General features: G+C 68.7%; 17 protein-coding genes and 1 riboswitch. Of the genes, 9 read left to right on the top strand and 8 right to left on the bottom strand.

The features are described from left to right. Nucleotides 1-69 precede the first annotated feature (69 nt). Together P3F85_RS12250 and P3F85_RS12245 are read right to left on the bottom strand one after the other, a co-directional pair. Complete coding sequence (locus tag P3F85_RS12250) at nucleotides 70-2,049, bottom strand: ABC transporter ATP-binding protein (RefSeq protein ID WP_374007866.1); 1,980 nt, start codon at nucleotides 2,047-2,049, stop codon at nucleotides 70-72. A 43-nt stretch (nucleotides 2,050-2,092) separates the two neighbouring features. Next, on the bottom strand, nucleotides 2,093-2,308 hold the full coding sequence (locus P3F85_RS12245) for a hypothetical protein (RefSeq protein WP_374007865.1): 216 nt from the start codon (nucleotides 2,306-2,308) through the stop codon (nucleotides 2,093-2,095). Between the two features lie 93 nt (nucleotides 2,309-2,401). On the opposite strand from P3F85_RS12245, the gene P3F85_RS12240 reads away from it, so the two are divergent. The 3 genes from P3F85_RS12240 to P3F85_RS12230 are packed head-to-tail and all read left to right on the top strand — an operon-like array spanning nucleotide 2,402 to nucleotide 5,033. Beyond that, complete coding sequence (locus P3F85_RS12240) at nucleotides 2,402-3,325, top strand: ABC transporter ATP-binding protein (RefSeq protein WP_374007864.1); 924 nt, start codon at nucleotides 2,402-2,404, stop codon at nucleotides 3,323-3,325. Further along, entirely contained in the window at nucleotides 3,322-4,206 is an 885-nt protein-coding gene (locus tag P3F85_RS12235) for an ABC transporter permease (protein WP_374007863.1), read from the top strand. The genes P3F85_RS12240 and P3F85_RS12235 overlap by 4 nt, the downstream gene beginning before the upstream one ends. Continuing rightward, a complete protein-coding gene (locus tag P3F85_RS12230) occupies nucleotides 4,203-5,033 on the top strand; it encodes an ABC transporter permease (RefSeq protein WP_374007862.1) in 831 nt (276 codons plus the stop codon). The genes P3F85_RS12235 and P3F85_RS12230 overlap by 4 nt, the downstream gene beginning before the upstream one ends. A 22-nt stretch (nucleotides 5,034-5,055) precedes the next feature. On the opposite strand, the gene P3F85_RS12225 is transcribed toward P3F85_RS12230, so the two are convergent. Further along, a complete protein-coding gene (locus tag P3F85_RS12225; protein ID WP_374007861.1) occupies nucleotides 5,056-6,450 on the bottom strand; it encodes an MFS transporter in 1,395 nt (464 codons plus the stop codon). 164 nt (nucleotides 6,451-6,614) lie between these two features. On the opposite strand from P3F85_RS12225, the gene P3F85_RS12220 reads away from it, so the two are divergent. The 4 genes from P3F85_RS12220 to P3F85_RS12205 all read left to right on the top strand — a co-directional run bounded on the left by P3F85_RS12220 (nucleotide 6,615) and on the right by P3F85_RS12205 (nucleotide 8,370). Next, nucleotides 6,615-7,043, top strand: a complete 429-nt coding sequence (locus P3F85_RS12220; protein WP_374007860.1) for a DUF2269 family protein — start codon at nucleotides 6,615-6,617, stop codon at nucleotides 7,041-7,043. Nucleotides 7,044-7,127: 84 nt separating this feature from the next. Beyond that, nucleotides 7,128-7,484, top strand: coding sequence for an ArsR/SmtB family transcription factor (locus P3F85_RS12215; RefSeq protein WP_374007858.1), 357 nt, complete (start codon nucleotides 7,128-7,130; stop codon nucleotides 7,482-7,484). Beyond that, nucleotides 7,481-7,963: an SRPBCC family protein gene (locus tag P3F85_RS12210; protein WP_374007857.1), complete on the top strand. Its 483-nt coding sequence runs from the start codon at nucleotides 7,481-7,483 to the stop codon at nucleotides 7,961-7,963. The genes P3F85_RS12215 and P3F85_RS12210 overlap by 4 nt, the downstream gene beginning before the upstream one ends. Next, nucleotides 7,960-8,370 carry a VOC family protein gene (locus P3F85_RS12205; protein ID WP_374007856.1) on the top strand — a complete coding sequence of 137 codons (411 nt, stop codon included), beginning with the start codon at nucleotides 7,960-7,962 and terminating at the stop codon, nucleotides 8,368-8,370. Before P3F85_RS12210 ends, P3F85_RS12205 begins: the two co-directional genes overlap by 4 nt. On the opposite strand, the gene ribH is transcribed toward P3F85_RS12205, so the two are convergent. From ribH to P3F85_RS12180, 5 genes are all read right to left on the bottom strand, one after another. After that, on the bottom strand, nucleotides 8,367-8,840 hold the full coding sequence (gene ribH, locus P3F85_RS12200; RefSeq protein ID WP_374007855.1) for a 6,7-dimethyl-8-ribityllumazine synthase: 474 nt from the start codon (nucleotides 8,838-8,840) through the stop codon (nucleotides 8,367-8,369). The two genes, P3F85_RS12205 and ribH, sit on opposite strands and share 4 nt — an antisense overlap. After that, nucleotides 8,837-10,138 carry a GTP cyclohydrolase II gene (gene ribA, locus P3F85_RS12195; protein WP_374007853.1) on the bottom strand — a complete coding sequence of 434 codons (1,302 nt, stop codon included), beginning with the start codon at nucleotides 10,136-10,138 and terminating at the stop codon, nucleotides 8,837-8,839. Before ribA ends, ribH begins: the two co-directional genes overlap by 4 nt. Next, the gene (locus P3F85_RS12190; protein ID WP_374007851.1) at nucleotides 10,135-10,764 is read right to left on the bottom strand and encodes a riboflavin synthase; all 630 of its coding nucleotides are present in this window, start codon (nucleotides 10,762-10,764) and stop codon (nucleotides 10,135-10,137) included. The genes ribA and P3F85_RS12190 overlap by 4 nt, the downstream gene beginning before the upstream one ends. 4 nt (nucleotides 10,765-10,768) lie before the next feature. After that, a complete protein-coding gene (ribD, locus tag P3F85_RS12185) occupies nucleotides 10,769-11,824 on the bottom strand; it encodes a bifunctional diaminohydroxyphosphoribosylaminopyrimidine deaminase/5-amino-6-(5-phosphoribosylamino)uracil reductase RibD (protein ID WP_374007849.1) in 1,056 nt (351 codons plus the stop codon). Between the two features lie 74 nt (nucleotides 11,825-11,898). Next, nucleotides 11,899-12,051, bottom strand: a riboswitch (FMN riboswitch). A gap of 80 nt (nucleotides 12,052-12,131) precedes the next feature. After that, nucleotides 12,132-13,130 (bottom strand): sugar-binding transcriptional regulator, encoded by a 999-nt coding sequence (locus P3F85_RS12180; RefSeq protein ID WP_374007847.1) that lies wholly within the window; start codon nucleotides 13,128-13,130, stop codon nucleotides 12,132-12,134. Between the two features lie 119 nt (nucleotides 13,131-13,249). Between P3F85_RS12180 and P3F85_RS12175 the strand changes: the two genes are divergently transcribed. Together P3F85_RS12175 and P3F85_RS12170 are read left to right on the top strand one after the other, a co-directional pair. Beyond that, nucleotides 13,250-14,989, top strand: a complete 1,740-nt coding sequence (locus P3F85_RS12175; RefSeq protein WP_374007845.1) for a glycerol-3-phosphate dehydrogenase/oxidase — start codon at nucleotides 13,250-13,252, stop codon at nucleotides 14,987-14,989. Nucleotides 14,990-15,169: 180 nt separating this feature from the next. Continuing rightward, nucleotides 15,170-15,898, top strand: a complete 729-nt coding sequence (locus P3F85_RS12170) for an MIP/aquaporin family protein (protein ID WP_374010925.1) — start codon at nucleotides 15,170-15,172, stop codon at nucleotides 15,896-15,898. Nucleotides 15,899-15,928: the final 30 nt, after the last annotated feature.

The following is a 15,928-nucleotide window of genomic DNA, read 5'->3' as shown; positions in this document are numbered from 1 at the left end:
GTCGAGCACAGGAAAAGTGTTGCCGATTCCCGCGATCGGCAACACTTTTCCTGTGCTCGGCGGCTACGGCTAGACGAGGAGTTGGTGCTTGGCGAGGTCCCGGTAGAGGGGGGTGGTCTCGACGAGTTCGGAGTGGGTTCCCGTGCCGACGACGCGGCCGTGGTCGAGCACCACGATCTGGTCGGAGTCCACGACGGTGGACAGGCGGTGCGCGATGACCAGGAGCGTCCGGTCCGCGGCGACCGCGTCGATCGCCTCCCGCATCAGCTGCTCGTTCCGGCCATCCAAACTGGACGTGGACTCGTCCAGCAGCAGCACCGGAGGCGCGGCCAGCAGCGCGCGGGCGATCGCGAGACGCTGGCGCTCACCGCCGGACAGCATGATGCCGTCCTCGCCGACGGGGGCACCGAGGCCGAGCTCGTTGCGCTCGAGCACCTCGGTCAGGTTGACGGCGTGGAGTACGTCGATGCACTCCTCGTCGGTCGCGTCCGGTGCGGCGAGGGTCAGGTTGTCGCGCAGCGATCCCGCAAGAACGGGCGCATCCTGCTCCACGTACCCGATCTGCGATCGCAGGGCGACGCGGTCGAGGGTGCGCACATCCATGCCGCCGAACCGCACCTCGCCGGCCTGCGGGTCGTAGAACCGCTCCACGAGCGCCAGGATGGTCGACTTGCCGGCGCCGGACGGCCCGACCAGAGCGGTGCGCTTGCCGCGAGGGACGCGGAAACTCACGCCGTGCAGCACTCCGCCGTGCCGGGCAGCGCCTTCGTCGCCCCCGGCGCCCGCCGCCGCCTCCGCCTCGGCGACGACGTCAGCGCCCGTCAGCGCCTCGAACGCCAGGCGCTCGGGAGTGGGCTGTGCACTGGCCTTCCCGGCGACAGGTCCGACGGGCCCGGCCGCAGCAGCGTTCTCGCCCTCCGGGTACGCGAAGCGGACGTCGGCGAACTCGATCGCCGGCGCCTCGGGCGCAAGCCCTTCGTTGGCCGCGCCCACGGTCAGCGCGAGCGGTGCGATCTCGCGATCGCGCTGGTCCTCCGTCGGCAGGTCGAGGATCTCCTGGATGCGGCCAAGCGCCCCGAGCGCCGAGTTCACCGCCGCGATCGCGCCGAAGGCCTGGCCGAGCGGCAGGATCATCATGAACAGGAACAGGATGAATGTGACCAGGCTGGCGACCGTGATCGCCCCGCTGGCCACGCGGAAGCCGCCGACGCCGAGCACCACCAGGAACGACACCTGCATCGCGATCCCGGCGACCGGGACGACCAGCGCCGAGATCTTCGCGACCTGGATGCCCATGCGCCATGCACCGGTCGCGTCCGCATCCACGGCGGCGATCTCGCGCTCGGTCGCGTTTGCGGCACGGATCGTGCGGACCGAGCTGATGGCCCGCTCCACCGCCGCCGCGAGATCGCCGACCTTGTTCTGGGCTTTCTGGCTGGCGACCCGGATGCGTCCCGAGAGAAGCACCACCGTCACCACCGAGATGGCGACGACCAGCACGGTCAGTCCGAGCAGAACCGGGTCGATGATGAGCATGGCGATGAGGGCGCCAACGAACGTGAGCGCGCCGCCGATGGCTTCCACGAGCCCCTGCGTCAGCACGGCACGCAGGAGCGTGGTGTCGGAGCCGACGCGTGAGACGAGGTCGCCGGTGCGGCGGGTGTCGAACTCGCTGATGGGCAGCCTCAGCAGGCGGCCGACCAGCTTGCGCCGTGACGAGAGGACCACTCCCTCCCCGGTCCGCTGCAGCAGGTAGTGCTGGTAGCCGGAGATCAGCCCCGAGACGACGACCAGCGCGACGAGCGCCCAGACCAGCCCGCCGAGCGGCTGTCCCTTTCCGACCACGTTGATCACCTGGCCGACCAGGAGCGGCTGGGCCAGGCTGGCGGCGGCACCCAGGATGCTGAGCACGACGACGACGGCGAGCACCCGTTTGTGTTCGAGTAGGTACGGCAGCAGCTGCGAGAAGCGGGCGCGGGGGCCCGCGTCGTCGGTGGAACGACCGAAGCCGCGGCGGCGGCGCGGCGCGGCGGTGGACGTGGATGACATGACCGGTTTCCGTTCGGGGGAGGGTGTCGGCAGCGGGTTCCCGCTAGCTCCGACCGTACTTCTTGTGGACTGCCTGTTTGCTGACACCGAGCGCGAGGGCGATGAGCTGCCACGTGGCATTCGCATTGCGGGCGCGCCGTACCGCGACGGCCTCCAGCTGATCGAGTTCTCGGTGCATCTTCGCGATGGCACGGAGGGCCACGATCGGGTCGTCCGAGTCCGCGTCGCCCGCCAGGGTGCGGAGATCTCCGGTATCCATGACGTCAACCATAGTTGACCTGATGAAGCAAGTCAACTTTGATTGACGACGTGCGGTCCCGAATGTCCGGGGTCGCGGCTACAGTGCTGAACTATGCCGCCCGTCATCGCCGCTCGCGACCTGGTCAAGAAGTACAAAGACTTCCCCGCCGTCGACGGCATCAGCTTCGATGTCGAGCCGGGGGAGTCGTTCGGGCTGCTCGGCCCCAACGGCGCGGGCAAATCCACGACGATGCGGATGATCGGCGCGGTCTCCACGCGCACGGGTGGCGACCTCAGCATCCTCGGCCTCGACCCGGATCGCTATGGTCCCGAGATCCGGTCGCAACTGGGGGTCGTGCCGCAGGCCGACAACCTCGACACCGAGCTGCGCGTCCGCGACAACCTGATCGTCTACGGCCGCTACTTCGGGCTGCCCGCGGCGGGTGTCCGCCGGCGCGCGGACGAGCTGCTCGCCTTCGCTCAGCTCGAGGACAAGGCCAAGGCGAAGGTCGACGATCTGTCCGGCGGCATGAAGCGACGGCTCACGATCGCGCGTGCCCTCATCAACGACCCGCGCATCCTGTTGCTCGACGAGCCGACGACCGGTCTCGATCCGCAGGCGCGCCACATCCTGTGGGATCGCCTGTTCCGCCTCAAGGAGCAGGGCACGACGCTGGTGCTCACCACGCACTACATGGACGAGGCCGAGCAGCTGTGCGACCGGCTCGTGGTCGTCGACAAGGGCACCATCATGGCGGAAGGCTCCCCGGCCGCACTCATCCGCGAGTACTCGACGCGCGAGGTGCTCGAGGTGCGTTTCGGGTCGGAGCGCAACGCGGAGGTCGCGACGCAGCTCGACGGCATCGGCGAGCGGATCGAGGTGCTGCCCGACCGCGTCCTCGTCTACACCGACGACGGGGAGGCCGAGCTCGTCCGCATCACCGAGCGTGGTCTGCGTCCGCTCACCAGCCTGGTGCGCCGTTCGAGCCTCGAAGACGTCTTCCTGCGCCTGACCGGACGGAGCCTGATCGAATGAGCGCGATCGTCGGGCCGGCGGGGGCGGCCGGCGCGCCGGAGCCCGGCTCGGGCGAGCGTGAGGACGCGCGCGCGGCGCTCGCCGCAGCGGTGCGTCCCCGCCGCTTCGGTGCCTGGTACGTGGCCGAGCACCGCTTCCGCGTGATGCGTTCGTACCTGCAGACGGTGCTGGTCACCGGATTCGGCAACCCGCTGCTCTACCTGCTCGCGATGGGGCTCGGGCTGGGGAGTCTGGTCAGCGCGAACATGGGCCCGAACGCCGTGGACGGCGTCAGCTACCTGGCGTTCGTTGCGCCTGCGCTACTCTGCACAGCGGCCGTCACGGTCGCGAGCGAGGAGTTCACGTACCCCATCCTGCTCGGCTTCAAGTGGAATCCGACCTTCTACGGGATCAACGCGTCCCCCATCGCGCCCGGGCAGATCATCGACGGTGTCCTCATCGCCGTCGTCGCCCGGTTGGTCGGCACGAGCGTCATCTACTTCGCTTTCATGGTCCTGTTCGGCGGGGTGCCCGGACCGTGGGGCTGGATCAGCATCCTGGTCGCCACGCTCGGCGGTCTCGCGTTCGGCGCGCCGATCATGGCGTACGTCGCGACCCTCGAGCAGGACACGGGCCAGATCGCCATGCTGATGCGCTTCGTGCTCCTGCCGATGACGCTGTTCTCGGGCACGTTCTTCCCACTGTCGAGCATGCCGTGGTTCCTGCAGTGGATCGGGTGGATCTCGCCGCTGTGGCACTCCACCGAACTGTCCCGTGTCTTCACCTATGGGATGAGCGAGCCGCTCTGGCTCTCGCTCGTCCACGTCCTCTACCTCACGGCGCTGTTCGTCGTGTTCTGGCGGTGGACGCGTCGCATCGCGGCGAGGAGGCTCAACAAATGACCGCCACCGACGAACGACTCGCTCCGCCGCGGTCCCGGTCGCGTCCGCTGGGGGCTCTGTATGCGGGCAACGCGCGCTCGGTGATGCAGCGTGGATGGTCGGCGACCCGGAGCACGAACTGGCTGGTCATCGTCTCGGGCTTCTTCGAGCCGATCTTCTACCTGCTCTCGCTCGGGATCGGCTTCGGAGCCCTGGTCGGCGACATCCAGACCTCGACCGGGCAAGAGGTGCCGTACGCCGCGTTCATCGCCCCGGCGCTGCTCGCGACGGCGGCCATGAACGGCGCGGTCTACGACTCGACGTGGAACGTCTTCTTCAAGATGCACTTCGCGAAGCTGTACGAGGGCATGCTCGCCACGTCGCTCGGCCCATTGGATGTGGCCCTCGGCGAGATCCTGCTCGCCCTGCTGCGCGGTGCGCTCTACGCACTCGGCTTCATGCTGGTGATGCAGGCGCTCGGACTGAACCTGTCATGGTGGGCGCTCCTGGCGCTCCCGGCCGTGCTGCTCATCGCGTTCGGTTTCGCGAGCTTCGGGATGGGCATCACCAGCTACATGAAGACGTTCCAGCAGATGGACTGGATCAACTTCATCCTGCTGCCGATGTTCCTGCTCTCGGCGACCTTCTACCCGATCACCGTCTACCCCGAGGCGGTGCAGGTCATCATCAAGGCGATGCCGCTGTGGCACGGAGCCGAGCTGGTCCGCGGGCTCACGACGGGTGACGTGAACGCGGGGATGCTGTGGCACGTCCTGTACTTCGTCGTCATGATCGTGCTCGGACTCATCCTGACCACCCGCCGCCTGCGCGCTCTGTTCCTCGACTGAGCGCGCACGCGGTAGGCGTCGGTCAGCTGACGTTGTTCGTGAAGTCCACGTCGCGCGTCTCCTTGGAGATCAGCAGAGCGATGAGCGTCAGCACGCCGGCGAGCGAGAGGTAGACGCCCACCCAGACGGTGCTTCCGTCGGCGATGGTCCACAGCCAGACGGCGATCGTCGGCGCGACCGCCGCGCCGAGCACGCTGGAGAGGTTGTACGCGATTGCCGACCCCGTGTAGCGGACGTTCGTCGGGAACAACTCGGGCAGCTCGGCGCCCATCGGTCCGAAGGTGAGGCCCATCAGCGTGAAGCCGATGATGAGGAGCGCCATCGTGCCGACGGTCCCGCCCGCGAACAGCGGCACGAACAGCAGGCCGAACACGATGATGCCGCTGGTCACCCAGATCAGCGTCTTGCGGCGGCCGAAGCGCTCCGCGAGGGGCCCGGCGACCAGCGTGAAGATGCCGAAGAAGACGACACCGATGATGAGCATGATCAGGAAGTCGTTGCGGCTGAATCCGAGGCCCGGCACGAAGCTCGCGGCCGAGAACGGCTTGCCGGCCTTCTCGGCGGCGGCCTGCGCCTGCTCGGGCGTCGAGGCCGTGGTGCCGTAGGTCAGCGTGAAGGCCGTCATCAGGTAGAACAGCACGTAGGTCGCCAGCATGATGAACGTGCCCAGCACGATCTGACGCCAGCTGGTGCGGAACACCCGCGCGAGCGGCAGCTTGGCGACCTCGCCGGTGGCGACGACCTTCTGGAACGCCGGAGTCTCGACCAGCTTGAGCCGCACGTACAGCCCGACGATCACGAGCACGGCGCTCAGCAGGAACGGGATGCGCCACCCCCACGCGGCGAACGCCTCGGGGGAGATGGTGAGGCTCAGGATGAGGAACAGCACGTTCGCGACGATGAAGCCGATCGGCGCTCCGAGCTGCGGGAACGTGCCGTAGATCGCGCGCTTGCCCGCCGGTGCGTTCTCGGTCGCGAGCAGCGCTGCGCCGCTCCACTCGCCGCCGAGGCCCAGGCCCTGGCAGAAGCGCATCACGACGAGGAGGAACGGGGCCCAGAACTGCCATCCCGGCACCTGCGCGGTCGGAAGGCAGCCGATCAGGACGGTTGCGATGCCCATCGTGAGCAGGGACCCGACGAGCGTGCCCTTGCGTCCGATGCGGTCACCGAAGTGGCCGAAGAGGATGGAGCCGATCGGCCGTGCGATGAAGGCGACGCCGAAGACGGCGAACGACGCGAGCAGCGCGGTCGTCGGGTCGGCGTTGGTGAAGAAGAGTGCGGGGAAGACCAGCACGGCCGCGGTCGCGTAGACGTAGAAGTCGTAGAACTCGATCGACGTGCCGATGAGGCTGGCGAGGATGACGCGGCCGCGGGTGTTCGCGGGTGCGGGGGAGGTGACGGGTGCCGTCGTAGTCATGCGTGTGAAGTGCTTCCGGAGTTGCGAGTGAGGCCGCATGACGGGCGCGGCGTCGGTCGGGCGGAAGGCGCGCATGGGCGGAGACGGTAGCGCTTGTGGCGCCCATCTAGCCTATGCGCGCTCCGGACGCCCGCCGAATCCGGCCTCTCACTACGCTGGGGGGTATGGAAACGCTGTTCGCTGTACTGCACGTCGTCACCGCCGTCTTCATCGTCGGTCCCATGGCCATCCTCCCCATGACGGCGATGCGCGCTGTCCGCGCGGGCGACGCCCGCCAGGTCGACACTCTGGCGAAGTCGACCAACCTGCTGTCGCTGCTCTCGCTGCTCGTCGTGCTCTTCGGGTTCGGCGTGATGGGTCTGGCGGACAAGAAGTACGACCTCAGCATCACCACCCCGTGGATCCTGTGGTCGATCATCCTGTACGTGATCGCGCTCGGGCTGACGTTGTTCGTCGTCGTCCCGACCATGCGTCGTGCCGCGGAGGCGCTGCGCGAGGGAACGGCCTCCCGCTACCCGGCGATCGCTGCCGGCTCCGGCGTCGCCAGCCTGCTCCTGCTGGCCGTGGTCGTGCTGATGGTCTGGAAGCCGTAGCGACCCCAGTCTGCTGTTGACGGCCTCCAGGCATGGCTCTACACTCGTGATCAACCAAAGAGTTGATCAAGGAGTAGGTTGATCGTGTCCGATGACGAAAGTCTCGACCGAGCGTTCTCGGCACTGGCGGATCCGGTGCGGCGGGCGATCGTCGCCCGTTTGAGCCGGGGGCCGGCGACGGTCAACGAGCTGGCCGAGCCCTTCGCCATCACGCTGCAGGCTGTGTCCAAGCACATCAGCGTGCTGGAGGCGGCCGGGCTCGTCACGCGCAGCCGCGATGCTCAGCGCCGCCCCGTCCATCTGGAGGCCGCGGCGCTGGAACGGCTCACGTCGTGGATCGACCGCTACCGGCTGGAGGCGGAGTCGCGCTATCGACAGCTCGACGACCTCCTGGCCGCCACCGCGCAACAGGAGAACCCGAACAGGGAGAAGGAATCATGAGCAATCCGGTCATCATCGATGCCGTACCCGGCACGTCCTACGCCGACATCACGCGCGAATTCGACGCGCCCGTGGAGGCGGTCTTCCGCGCCCACGCGGATCCGGAGCTGTACGCCAGGTGGATCGGCCCGCGCCGGCTCGCGAACACCATCACCGACTGGGACTTCCGCTCCGGCGGACGCTACGCCTACGAGGCGCGCGACGACGACGGGACGGTGTACGCGTTTCGCGGCGTCATCCACACCGTCGTCGAGAACGAGCTGGTCATCCAGACCTTCGAATACCTGGGGGCGCCGGGCGAAGTCAGCCTCGACCGCATGCGTTTCGAAGCGCTGCCCGGCGGCCGGTCGCGCCTCGTCGGCCGTTCCGTGATGACCTCGCGCGAGGCTCTCGAGCAGATGATCGCGAGCGGCATGGAGTACGGCATGCGCGAAGGCTACGAGAAGCTCGACGAGCTGCTGGAGGGCGCCCGATCATGACTGACAACCCGACCCCGACGATCCCCGCCGGCGCGATGATGCTGGAACTGGTGATGCTGCCGGTCAGCGACCTCGACCGGTCGATCGAGTTCTACCGGGACCGCGCCGGCTTCGCAGTGGATGTGGACGTGCGCCCGGCCGACGGCGTACGCATCGTGCAGCTCACCCCGCCCGGGTCGTACTGCTCGGTCACCATGACGACCGGCTTGGCGGACACCGCGATGCCGGCAGGCTCACTGCGGGGCCTCCACCTGGTCGTCGCCGACATCGAGGCCGCCCGCGACGCGATGGTCGCGCGCGGCGTCGATGTCGCACCGGTGCAGGACATGGGCGGGGTGCTCTACGCCTGGTTCGCGGATCCGGACGGCAACACCTGGACCCTGCAGTACATGCCCTGGCGCGGCTAGCGCAGGTCGCGCAGCGCCACGGCGGTCGCGAGCGCGGCGTGAGCAGCCTCCGCCCCCTTGTCCTCTTTCGACCCGGGAAGGCCGGAGCGGTCGAGTCCCTGCTTCTCGTCGTCGAGCGTGAGCACGCCGAAGCCGACCGGCTTGCCCGTGTCGAGCGCGACGCGGGTGAGGCCGTCGGTGGCCGCCGCCGAGACGTACTCGAAGTGCGGCGTACCGCCGCGGATGATCACGCCGAGGGCGACCACCGCATCCGCACCGGCGTCGAGCGCCGCCTTACTGACCACGGGCAGCTCGAAGCTGCCGGGAACGCGCACCAGCGAGTGCGTGGCGCCCGCTGCATCCAGGGTCCGCTGCGCCCCGGCGATGAGGGCCTCGCTGATCGTCTCGTGCCAGCTGCCGGCGACGATGACGACGTTCACACCGGTCCCGTCGATCCGCTCCTCGGCACTGGGGGCTCCCGCTCCGCTCATCGTGTGGTCCTCTCCGCCGCGATCCCCGCGGTCGTCTCGTGCAGTCCGGACACCGAGTCGATGTCTCCGATCGCGTGACCCATGCGGTCGCGCTTGGTCTCCAGGTAGCCCTCGTTGAAGGCGCCGACACCGACGACGAGCGGCACACGCTCCTCGACCTCGATGCCGCGCTCCTCGAGCTGGCGCACCTTCTCCGGGTTGTTGGTCAGCAGGCGCACCGACTCGATGCCGAGGTCCTGCAGGATGGCCGTGGCCGCACCGTAGTCACGGGCGTCGATCGGCAGGCCGAGGGCGAGATTCGCGTCGAGCGTGTCCATCCCCTCCTCCTGCAGCTTGTAGGCGCGCAGCTTGTTGATGAGGCCGATGCCGCGCCCCTCGTGCCCGCGCAGGTAGACGACGACGCCGCCCTCGCGCTGGATGGTGTCCATCGCCGCGTCGAGCTGGGGTCCGCACTCGCACTTGAGCGAGCCGAACGCCTCGCCCGTGAGGCACTCCGAGTGCACGCGAACCAGCGTGCCCTCGCGCTGCGGGGTTCCGGCGACGATGGCCACGTGGTCGGCGCCGGTCATGCGGTCGCGGTAGGCGCGCATCCGGAACGGACCGTGGATGGTGGGGACTGTCGTCTCGACCTCGAAGATGACGCGCGAGGTCTCCGGGATCGGCGTCACCGTCTCCAGCGGCTGGTCGCAGTGGAACTCCTGGAGGTACTCGATGAGCGCCTCGATCGTGATGACGAGGACGCCCTCCCGCTTGCCGAGGTCGATCAGGCCGGGCAGGCGCATCATCTCGCCGTCGTCCGCGACGATCTCGGCGATGGCGCCGACGGGGGTCAGCCCGGCGAGCTTGAGCAGGTCGACTGCGGCCTCGGTGTGGCCGTCGCGCTCGCGCACTCCGCCTTCCACCGCGCGCAGCGGAAGGATGTGACCGGGGCGGTGCAGGCTGGACGGGGTGGAGTCGAGGTCGGCCAGCACGCGCAGGGTGTGCGCGCGGTCGGCGGCGCTGATGCCGGTGGAGAGGCGGTCGGCGGCATCCACGCTCACCGTGTAGTTGGTGCCGCGCGAGTCCTCGTTGTTGGCGACCATCACCGGCAGTTCGAGGCGGTCGGCGATCTCGTCGGTCATCGGCGCGCAGATGAACCCGGAGGAGTTCTTCACCGTCCAGGCGATCCACTCCTGGCTCGCCAGCTCGGCGGCGAGGACGACATCGCCCTCGTTCTCGCGGCTCTCGTTGTCGACGACGATGACGGGCCGGCCGGCGCGCAGCTCGGACAGGGCCTCGGGGATGGTGGCCAGACTCATGACGCACTCCGTTCGGTCAGGGCCGGTTCGAGCGCGAGCATGCGCTCCACGTGACGGGCCAGGATGTCCGTCTCGATGTTGACGCGGTCGCCCACGACGCGGTCGCCCAGGGTCGTCGCCGCCAGCGTCTCGGGGATGAGGGACACCTCGAACCAGCCGTCCTCCCGTCCGCCGCCCACCGCGCTCACGGTGAGGGAGACGCCGTCGATCGCGATGGAGCCCTTGCGTGCGACGAGCGGCGCGTGCTCCGGGTCGAGCGACAGCCGGACGACGCGCCAGGCGCTGCCGTCGGTGATCGAGAGCACCGTCGCGGTGCCGTCGATGTGCCCCTGCACGATGTGGCCGCCGAGGCGGTCGCCCACCTGCGCCGCTCGCTCCAGGTTGACCCGGCGGCCCGGCTGGACGCCGTCGAGCGTGCTCATGGCGAGGGTCTCGGCCATGACGTCGGCCGTGAAGGACTCGGCGTCCTTCTCGATGACGGTGAGGCAGACCCCGCTGACCGAGATGGAGTCGCCGTGGCGTGCGTCGCTGACGGCGAGCGGCCCGCGCACGGTCAGGCGAGCGGCGTCGGCGGTGCGCTCGACGCCGGTGACCTCGCCCAGCTCTTCGATGATTCCGGTGAACATATGGTCAGTCCTCCTGAGTGGTGGGGGTGGAGGTGGATGCGACGCCCGGGCCGGATGTCACCGGCACGGCGCGGATGAGAAGGTCGCCGCCGAGCCGTTCGACGTCGAGGATGCGCAGCCTGCGCTGCTCGCCGATGGTCTCGACCCCGACGTCTCCGAGCGCGAGGCGCGGGCCGCCGAGCAGCGTCGGCGCCAGGTAGATCGCGTACTCGTCGACGAGGCCGGCGGCGACGAACGCGCTGGCGAGCGTCGGGCCGCCTTCGACGTAGATGCGGCGGAAGCCGCGCTGGCGGAGGTCGGCGACCACGTCGTTCAGGTCGTGGGTGCCCTCGAAGATGACGGGATTCGGGTGCCGGAACACCGCGGCGTCCTTCGGGACGGCTCGGTTGCCGATGACGACGGGCGTGGGCTGGATGCCCATCAGCTCGCCCGCGTCACCGCGGGCGGTGAGGCTGGGGTCGTCCGCGAGCACGGTGCCGGTTCCCACGACGATCGCGTCGGAAGCCTCGCGCTGCTCGTGGACCCGCTGCCGGGCGGCTGCTCCGGTGATCCACTTGCTCGAACCATCGGCGGCGGCCGCGCGACCGTCCAGGCTGCTGGCCCACTTGACGACGATGTACGGCCGGCCGAGGCGTGCCGCGATGAGCCAGTCACCGAGGAACGCCTCGATCTCCTCGCGGAGGACGCCGCCGGTGACCTCGACTCCCGCCTCGCGCAGGCGCTCGGCGCCACCGCTGGAGTGGTGTCCGGGGTCGCCGGTGCCGTAGACGACGCGAGCGACGCCGGCCTCGATCAGGGCTTCGGAGCACGGGCCGGTGTGGCCCCAGTGGTTGCACGGCTCGAGGGTCACGACCGCGGTGGCACCGCGCGCGCCGCCCTCTGGCAGCTTGCTGAGCGCATCCACCTCGGCGTGCGGCGTGCCCACTCCGCGGTGCCAGCCCTCGGCGAGGACGCGTCCCTCATCGTCGAGCAGGACGCAGCCGACACGGGGATTCACCCCGGCGGCGGGACCGTTGGCGGCGAGTTCGAGTGCCGTGCGCATCGTGGCGTCCCACGTCATCCCGTTGCCATCCTGTCTCTTGCGTCGAGACGTGTCACCGGGGTCGCGCGGGCGTCGACCCATGCGGGCCGCCCACCGTGCCTCCTCCCATCCGGACTGAGCGGCAGGCTCTCGCCTGCACGCATTACCGTCGGTGCCGGAATTCCACCGGCTCAGCAGGGCGCCTGGGCGTCCCGCTCGCGGACTATCACCGCCGGTTCGGACTTTCACCGACCCCGGAGCACGTTATTTCGTTGTCGAGTCTAGATCAACGCGTTCCGGTGGCGTCTATTCCCGGGCCGAGTGCGGCCCACGGTTACGACGCGGGTCAGGCCGCGGCGGGCTGGGAAGACGGAATCAACTGCGCGAGCGCGCGGGCGGTTCCCTCGTCGACGATGAGGTCGGTGATGAGCCCGGCGGCCAGTGCTCCGCGGAGGCTGTGCACCTTCGACGGCCCCGAGACGATGCACACCCGGCGCGGCACCCGCTTGATCAGGTCGATGTCCGGCCCGCTGGCCCGCTGGTTGAGGGGGATCCCGTGGTGGCTGCCGTCCTCGCGGAAGAACACGGTCGCCACATCGCCGACCACGCCCGACTCGTCGAGGGAGGCGTAATCGGCCTGCTCGAGGTAGCCGCCGGCGTACACGTGCGAGCGCACCTCGGAGAAGGGGGATCCGAGACCGAACAGGGCCACATCCATCCGCTCCTGGATGTCGAGGATGCGGCGGGTGCTCCGCTCGCGCCACATCGCCAGCTTGGTCTGCGGATCGTCGAACAGCGCCGGGACGGGGAACTCCTGGATGGTGCCCGAGTAGGTGTCGCCGAAGCGGCGCAGGATCTCGGACGCGTAGAGCACACCTGTCGTATAGGTATTGCCCGCCCCGTTGAGCTGCACGAACTCGACGTTGTGCAGCTCCTTCGGGATGAGGTGGCGGCTCAATGCGCTCATCGTCGAGCCCCAGGCGATGCCGACGGTCTGGTTGGAGTCGATGAACCGGTCGAGGATGCGCGCGGCCGAGATGGCCACCCGCTCGAGACGGTCGACGTCGCTGATGGCGCTGGGCATCGGGACGATGTGCGCCGCGATGCCGTAATGCTGGTGGATCGTCTGCTGGATGCGGCTCGCACCTTCGTGCGGTTCGGCGATCTGGATGGTCACAAGACCGGACGTGCGTGCGTAGCTGAGCAGCCGGGAGACGCTGGAGCGCGAGGTGTGCATCTCGTGAGCGATGGCCTCCATCGTGAGGTCCTGCATGTAATACAGGTGGCCCGCCTTGAGGGCGTCGCGGACCTTGTCGGGGAGGTGCTCGGTATCGGGTTGGGACATTCGGGCCTTCTTACTCGGGAAACCGAGGCGCACGTATGTGCACGGCGCTTGATCGGAGTTGTGCTGCGACGAAGACTATATCCGCACAGCACGCTTTATGAGAGCAATAGGAGAACACCGTGACGACGAAGCCGAACACCCGCACCGAGGTCCAGCGCCTCCGCGAACGCCCTCGAGCACAGGTGCTCGTCGTCGGCGGCGGCATCAACGGGCTCGGGACCTTCCGCGACCTCGCGCTTCAGGGCGTCGACGTCGCGCTCGTCGAGCGCAACGACTTCGTGTCCGGTGCGTCGGCGGCCTCCAGCCACATGATCCACGGCGGCATCCGCTACCTCGAGAACGGTGAGTTCCGCCTGGTGAAGGAGTCGGTGACCGAGCGCAACGGGCTGCTCAAAATCGCCCCGCACTACGTCAAGCCGCTCCAGACGACCATCCCCATCTACTCGACGTTCTCCGGCATCCTCGCGGCGCCGCTCCGCTTCCTCACGCACAAGCAGGGCAAGCCGAAGGAGCGCGGGGCGTTCCTCATCAAGACCGGACTGACCATCTACGACGCGTTCTCGCGCGACGGCGGGTCCGTGCCTCGCCACAGCTTCCACGGCCGGAAGAAGTCGCTGCAGATGCTGCCGGCGCTGAACCCCGCCCTGAAGTACACCGCCACGTACTTCGACGCCTCGGTGCACGACCCCGAGCGCCTCGCACTCGACGTCCTCGCCGACGGCCTGGCGGCCGGGCCGCACGCCCGCGCGGTCAACTACGTCGAGGCGATCGGCGCACGCGACGGCGGCGTCCTGGTGCGCGACCGCGAGACGGGCGAGGAGTTCACGATCACCGCGGACGTCGTCGTGAACGCGTCCGGACCGTGGACCGACCTCACCAACGAGGCGCTCGGCGAGGCGACCCGGTACATGGGCGGCACCAAGGGCTCGCACATCGTGCTGGACAACCCGGAGCTCCTCGCCGCCTGCGACGGCCGCGAGATGTTCTTCGAGAACAACGACGGTCGCATCGTCCTCATCTACCCGCTCAAGGGACGCGTGATGGTCGGGACCACCGACATCGATGCGGACATGTCGGAGCGCGCGGTGATCACCGAGGACGAGATCGACTACTTCATCGAGCTGGTCTCGCACGTTTTCCCGGGAATCCCGGTCACCCGGGAGCAGATCGTCTACACGTTCTCCGGCGTTCGTCCGCTGCCGCACCACGACGACACCGCCCCGGGATTCGTCTCCCGCGACTACCGCATCGTCCCCGGCACGGTCCAGGGCCTGGGCGACACCACCGTGCTCAGCCTCGTCGGCGGCAAGTGGACCACGTTCCGCGCGCTCAGTGAGCACCTGGCGAACGAGACCCTGAAGGCCCTCGACGCGGAGCGGACCGTCCCGACGCTCGGCCTGCCGATCGGCGGCGGGGCGGGCTTCCCCACCACGCCGCAGGCGGAGCGCGACTGGATCGCCCGGTACGGAGCGGATGTCGGCGCCGAGCGCGCTGCGACGCTGCTCCACCGGTACGGCACCCGCGCGAGCTACGTGATCGACGCGATCGCCGGGTGGGACGGGGAGGATGCCCCGCTCGCGGCAGCGCCGACATACTCCCGCGCCGAGCTGGACCACGTCGTCCGCAGCGAGCACGTCGTGCACCTCGCGGACATCTTCCTGCGTCGGACGAGCCTGGCGTTCACGGGCGCGATTACTCCGGCGCTCGTGCACGAGATCGGCGAAATCGCGGCAAACGCACTCGGATGGTCGCCAAATCGCCGTGCGGAGGAGGAAGATTCGTTCGTAGCGGACCTCGCCGACGCCCACCGGGTGCAGCTCAAGTCGGGAGACGGGAGCGAAGCCGCGGCTGTTCGATAATGCACGAACGTGCATGACACGGTTCTTGTCAAGGTGAGCGTGACCGCAATAGCGTTCTAGTGCCCACCCTGACAAGAGCCTCACCAGAACGCACAACAGGGTGCGGGTCAACTGAACAACTGGAAGGTCAACGTGGACAATATCGGTGTAGATTTCCTGTCCGAGCTGGTGGGCACAGCGATGCTGCTCCTGCTCGGTACCGGTGTCGTGGCGAACGTCGCCCTCATCAAGAACAAGGGCTTCAACGGCGGGTTCCTGATGGTCAACTTCGGCTGGGGCATCGCGGTGTTCTCGGGCGTGGTCGTGGCCTACAACTCGGGTGCCCACCTCAACCCGGCGGTCACCCTCGGGCTCGTGGCGAACGGCGCCAAGACGTTCGGTTCGGCGGCCGCTCACACCTTGGTGCCGGTCAACTTCATCACGGTGCTGCTGTACATCCTGGCTCAGCTGATCGGCGCGATCATCGGCGCCGTCCTGACCTTCCTGGCGTACAAGAAGCACTTCGATGAGGAGCCGGACCCGGCGAACAAGCTCGGCGTCTTCTCGACCGGCCCGGCCATCCGCAGCTACGGCTGGAACCTGGTCACCGAGATCATCGGCACGTTCGTCCTGGTGTTCGTCGTGATCGCCTTCGGTCACCAGCCCGGCCAGGCCGCCGGCCTCGCCGCCCTCGGCGCCCTCCCGGTCGCCCTGCTCGTGGTCGGCATCGGTGCCAGCCTCGGTGGTCCGACCGGATACGCCATCAACCCAGCACGTGACCTCGGTCCGCGCATCGCCCACGCCTTCCTCCCGATCAAGGGCAAGGGATCCAGCGACTGGTCGTACTCGTGGGTTCCGGTGGTCGGCCCGATCATCGGCGGTCTGCTTGCAGGCTGGCTCGCGCTGGTACTGCTTCCGCTCCTCAAGTGACACCGGGGGCCGGCGGGAGATTCATCCCGC

Origin of the sequence: Leifsonia sp. T36S-04, assembly GCF_042465655.1 — a bacterium.
GTDB lineage: Bacteria > Actinomycetota > Actinomycetes > Actinomycetales > Microbacteriaceae > Leifsonia.
Note: the sequence above shows the minus strand (reverse complement) of the source record. Positions and strands in the feature narration are given on the sequence as shown.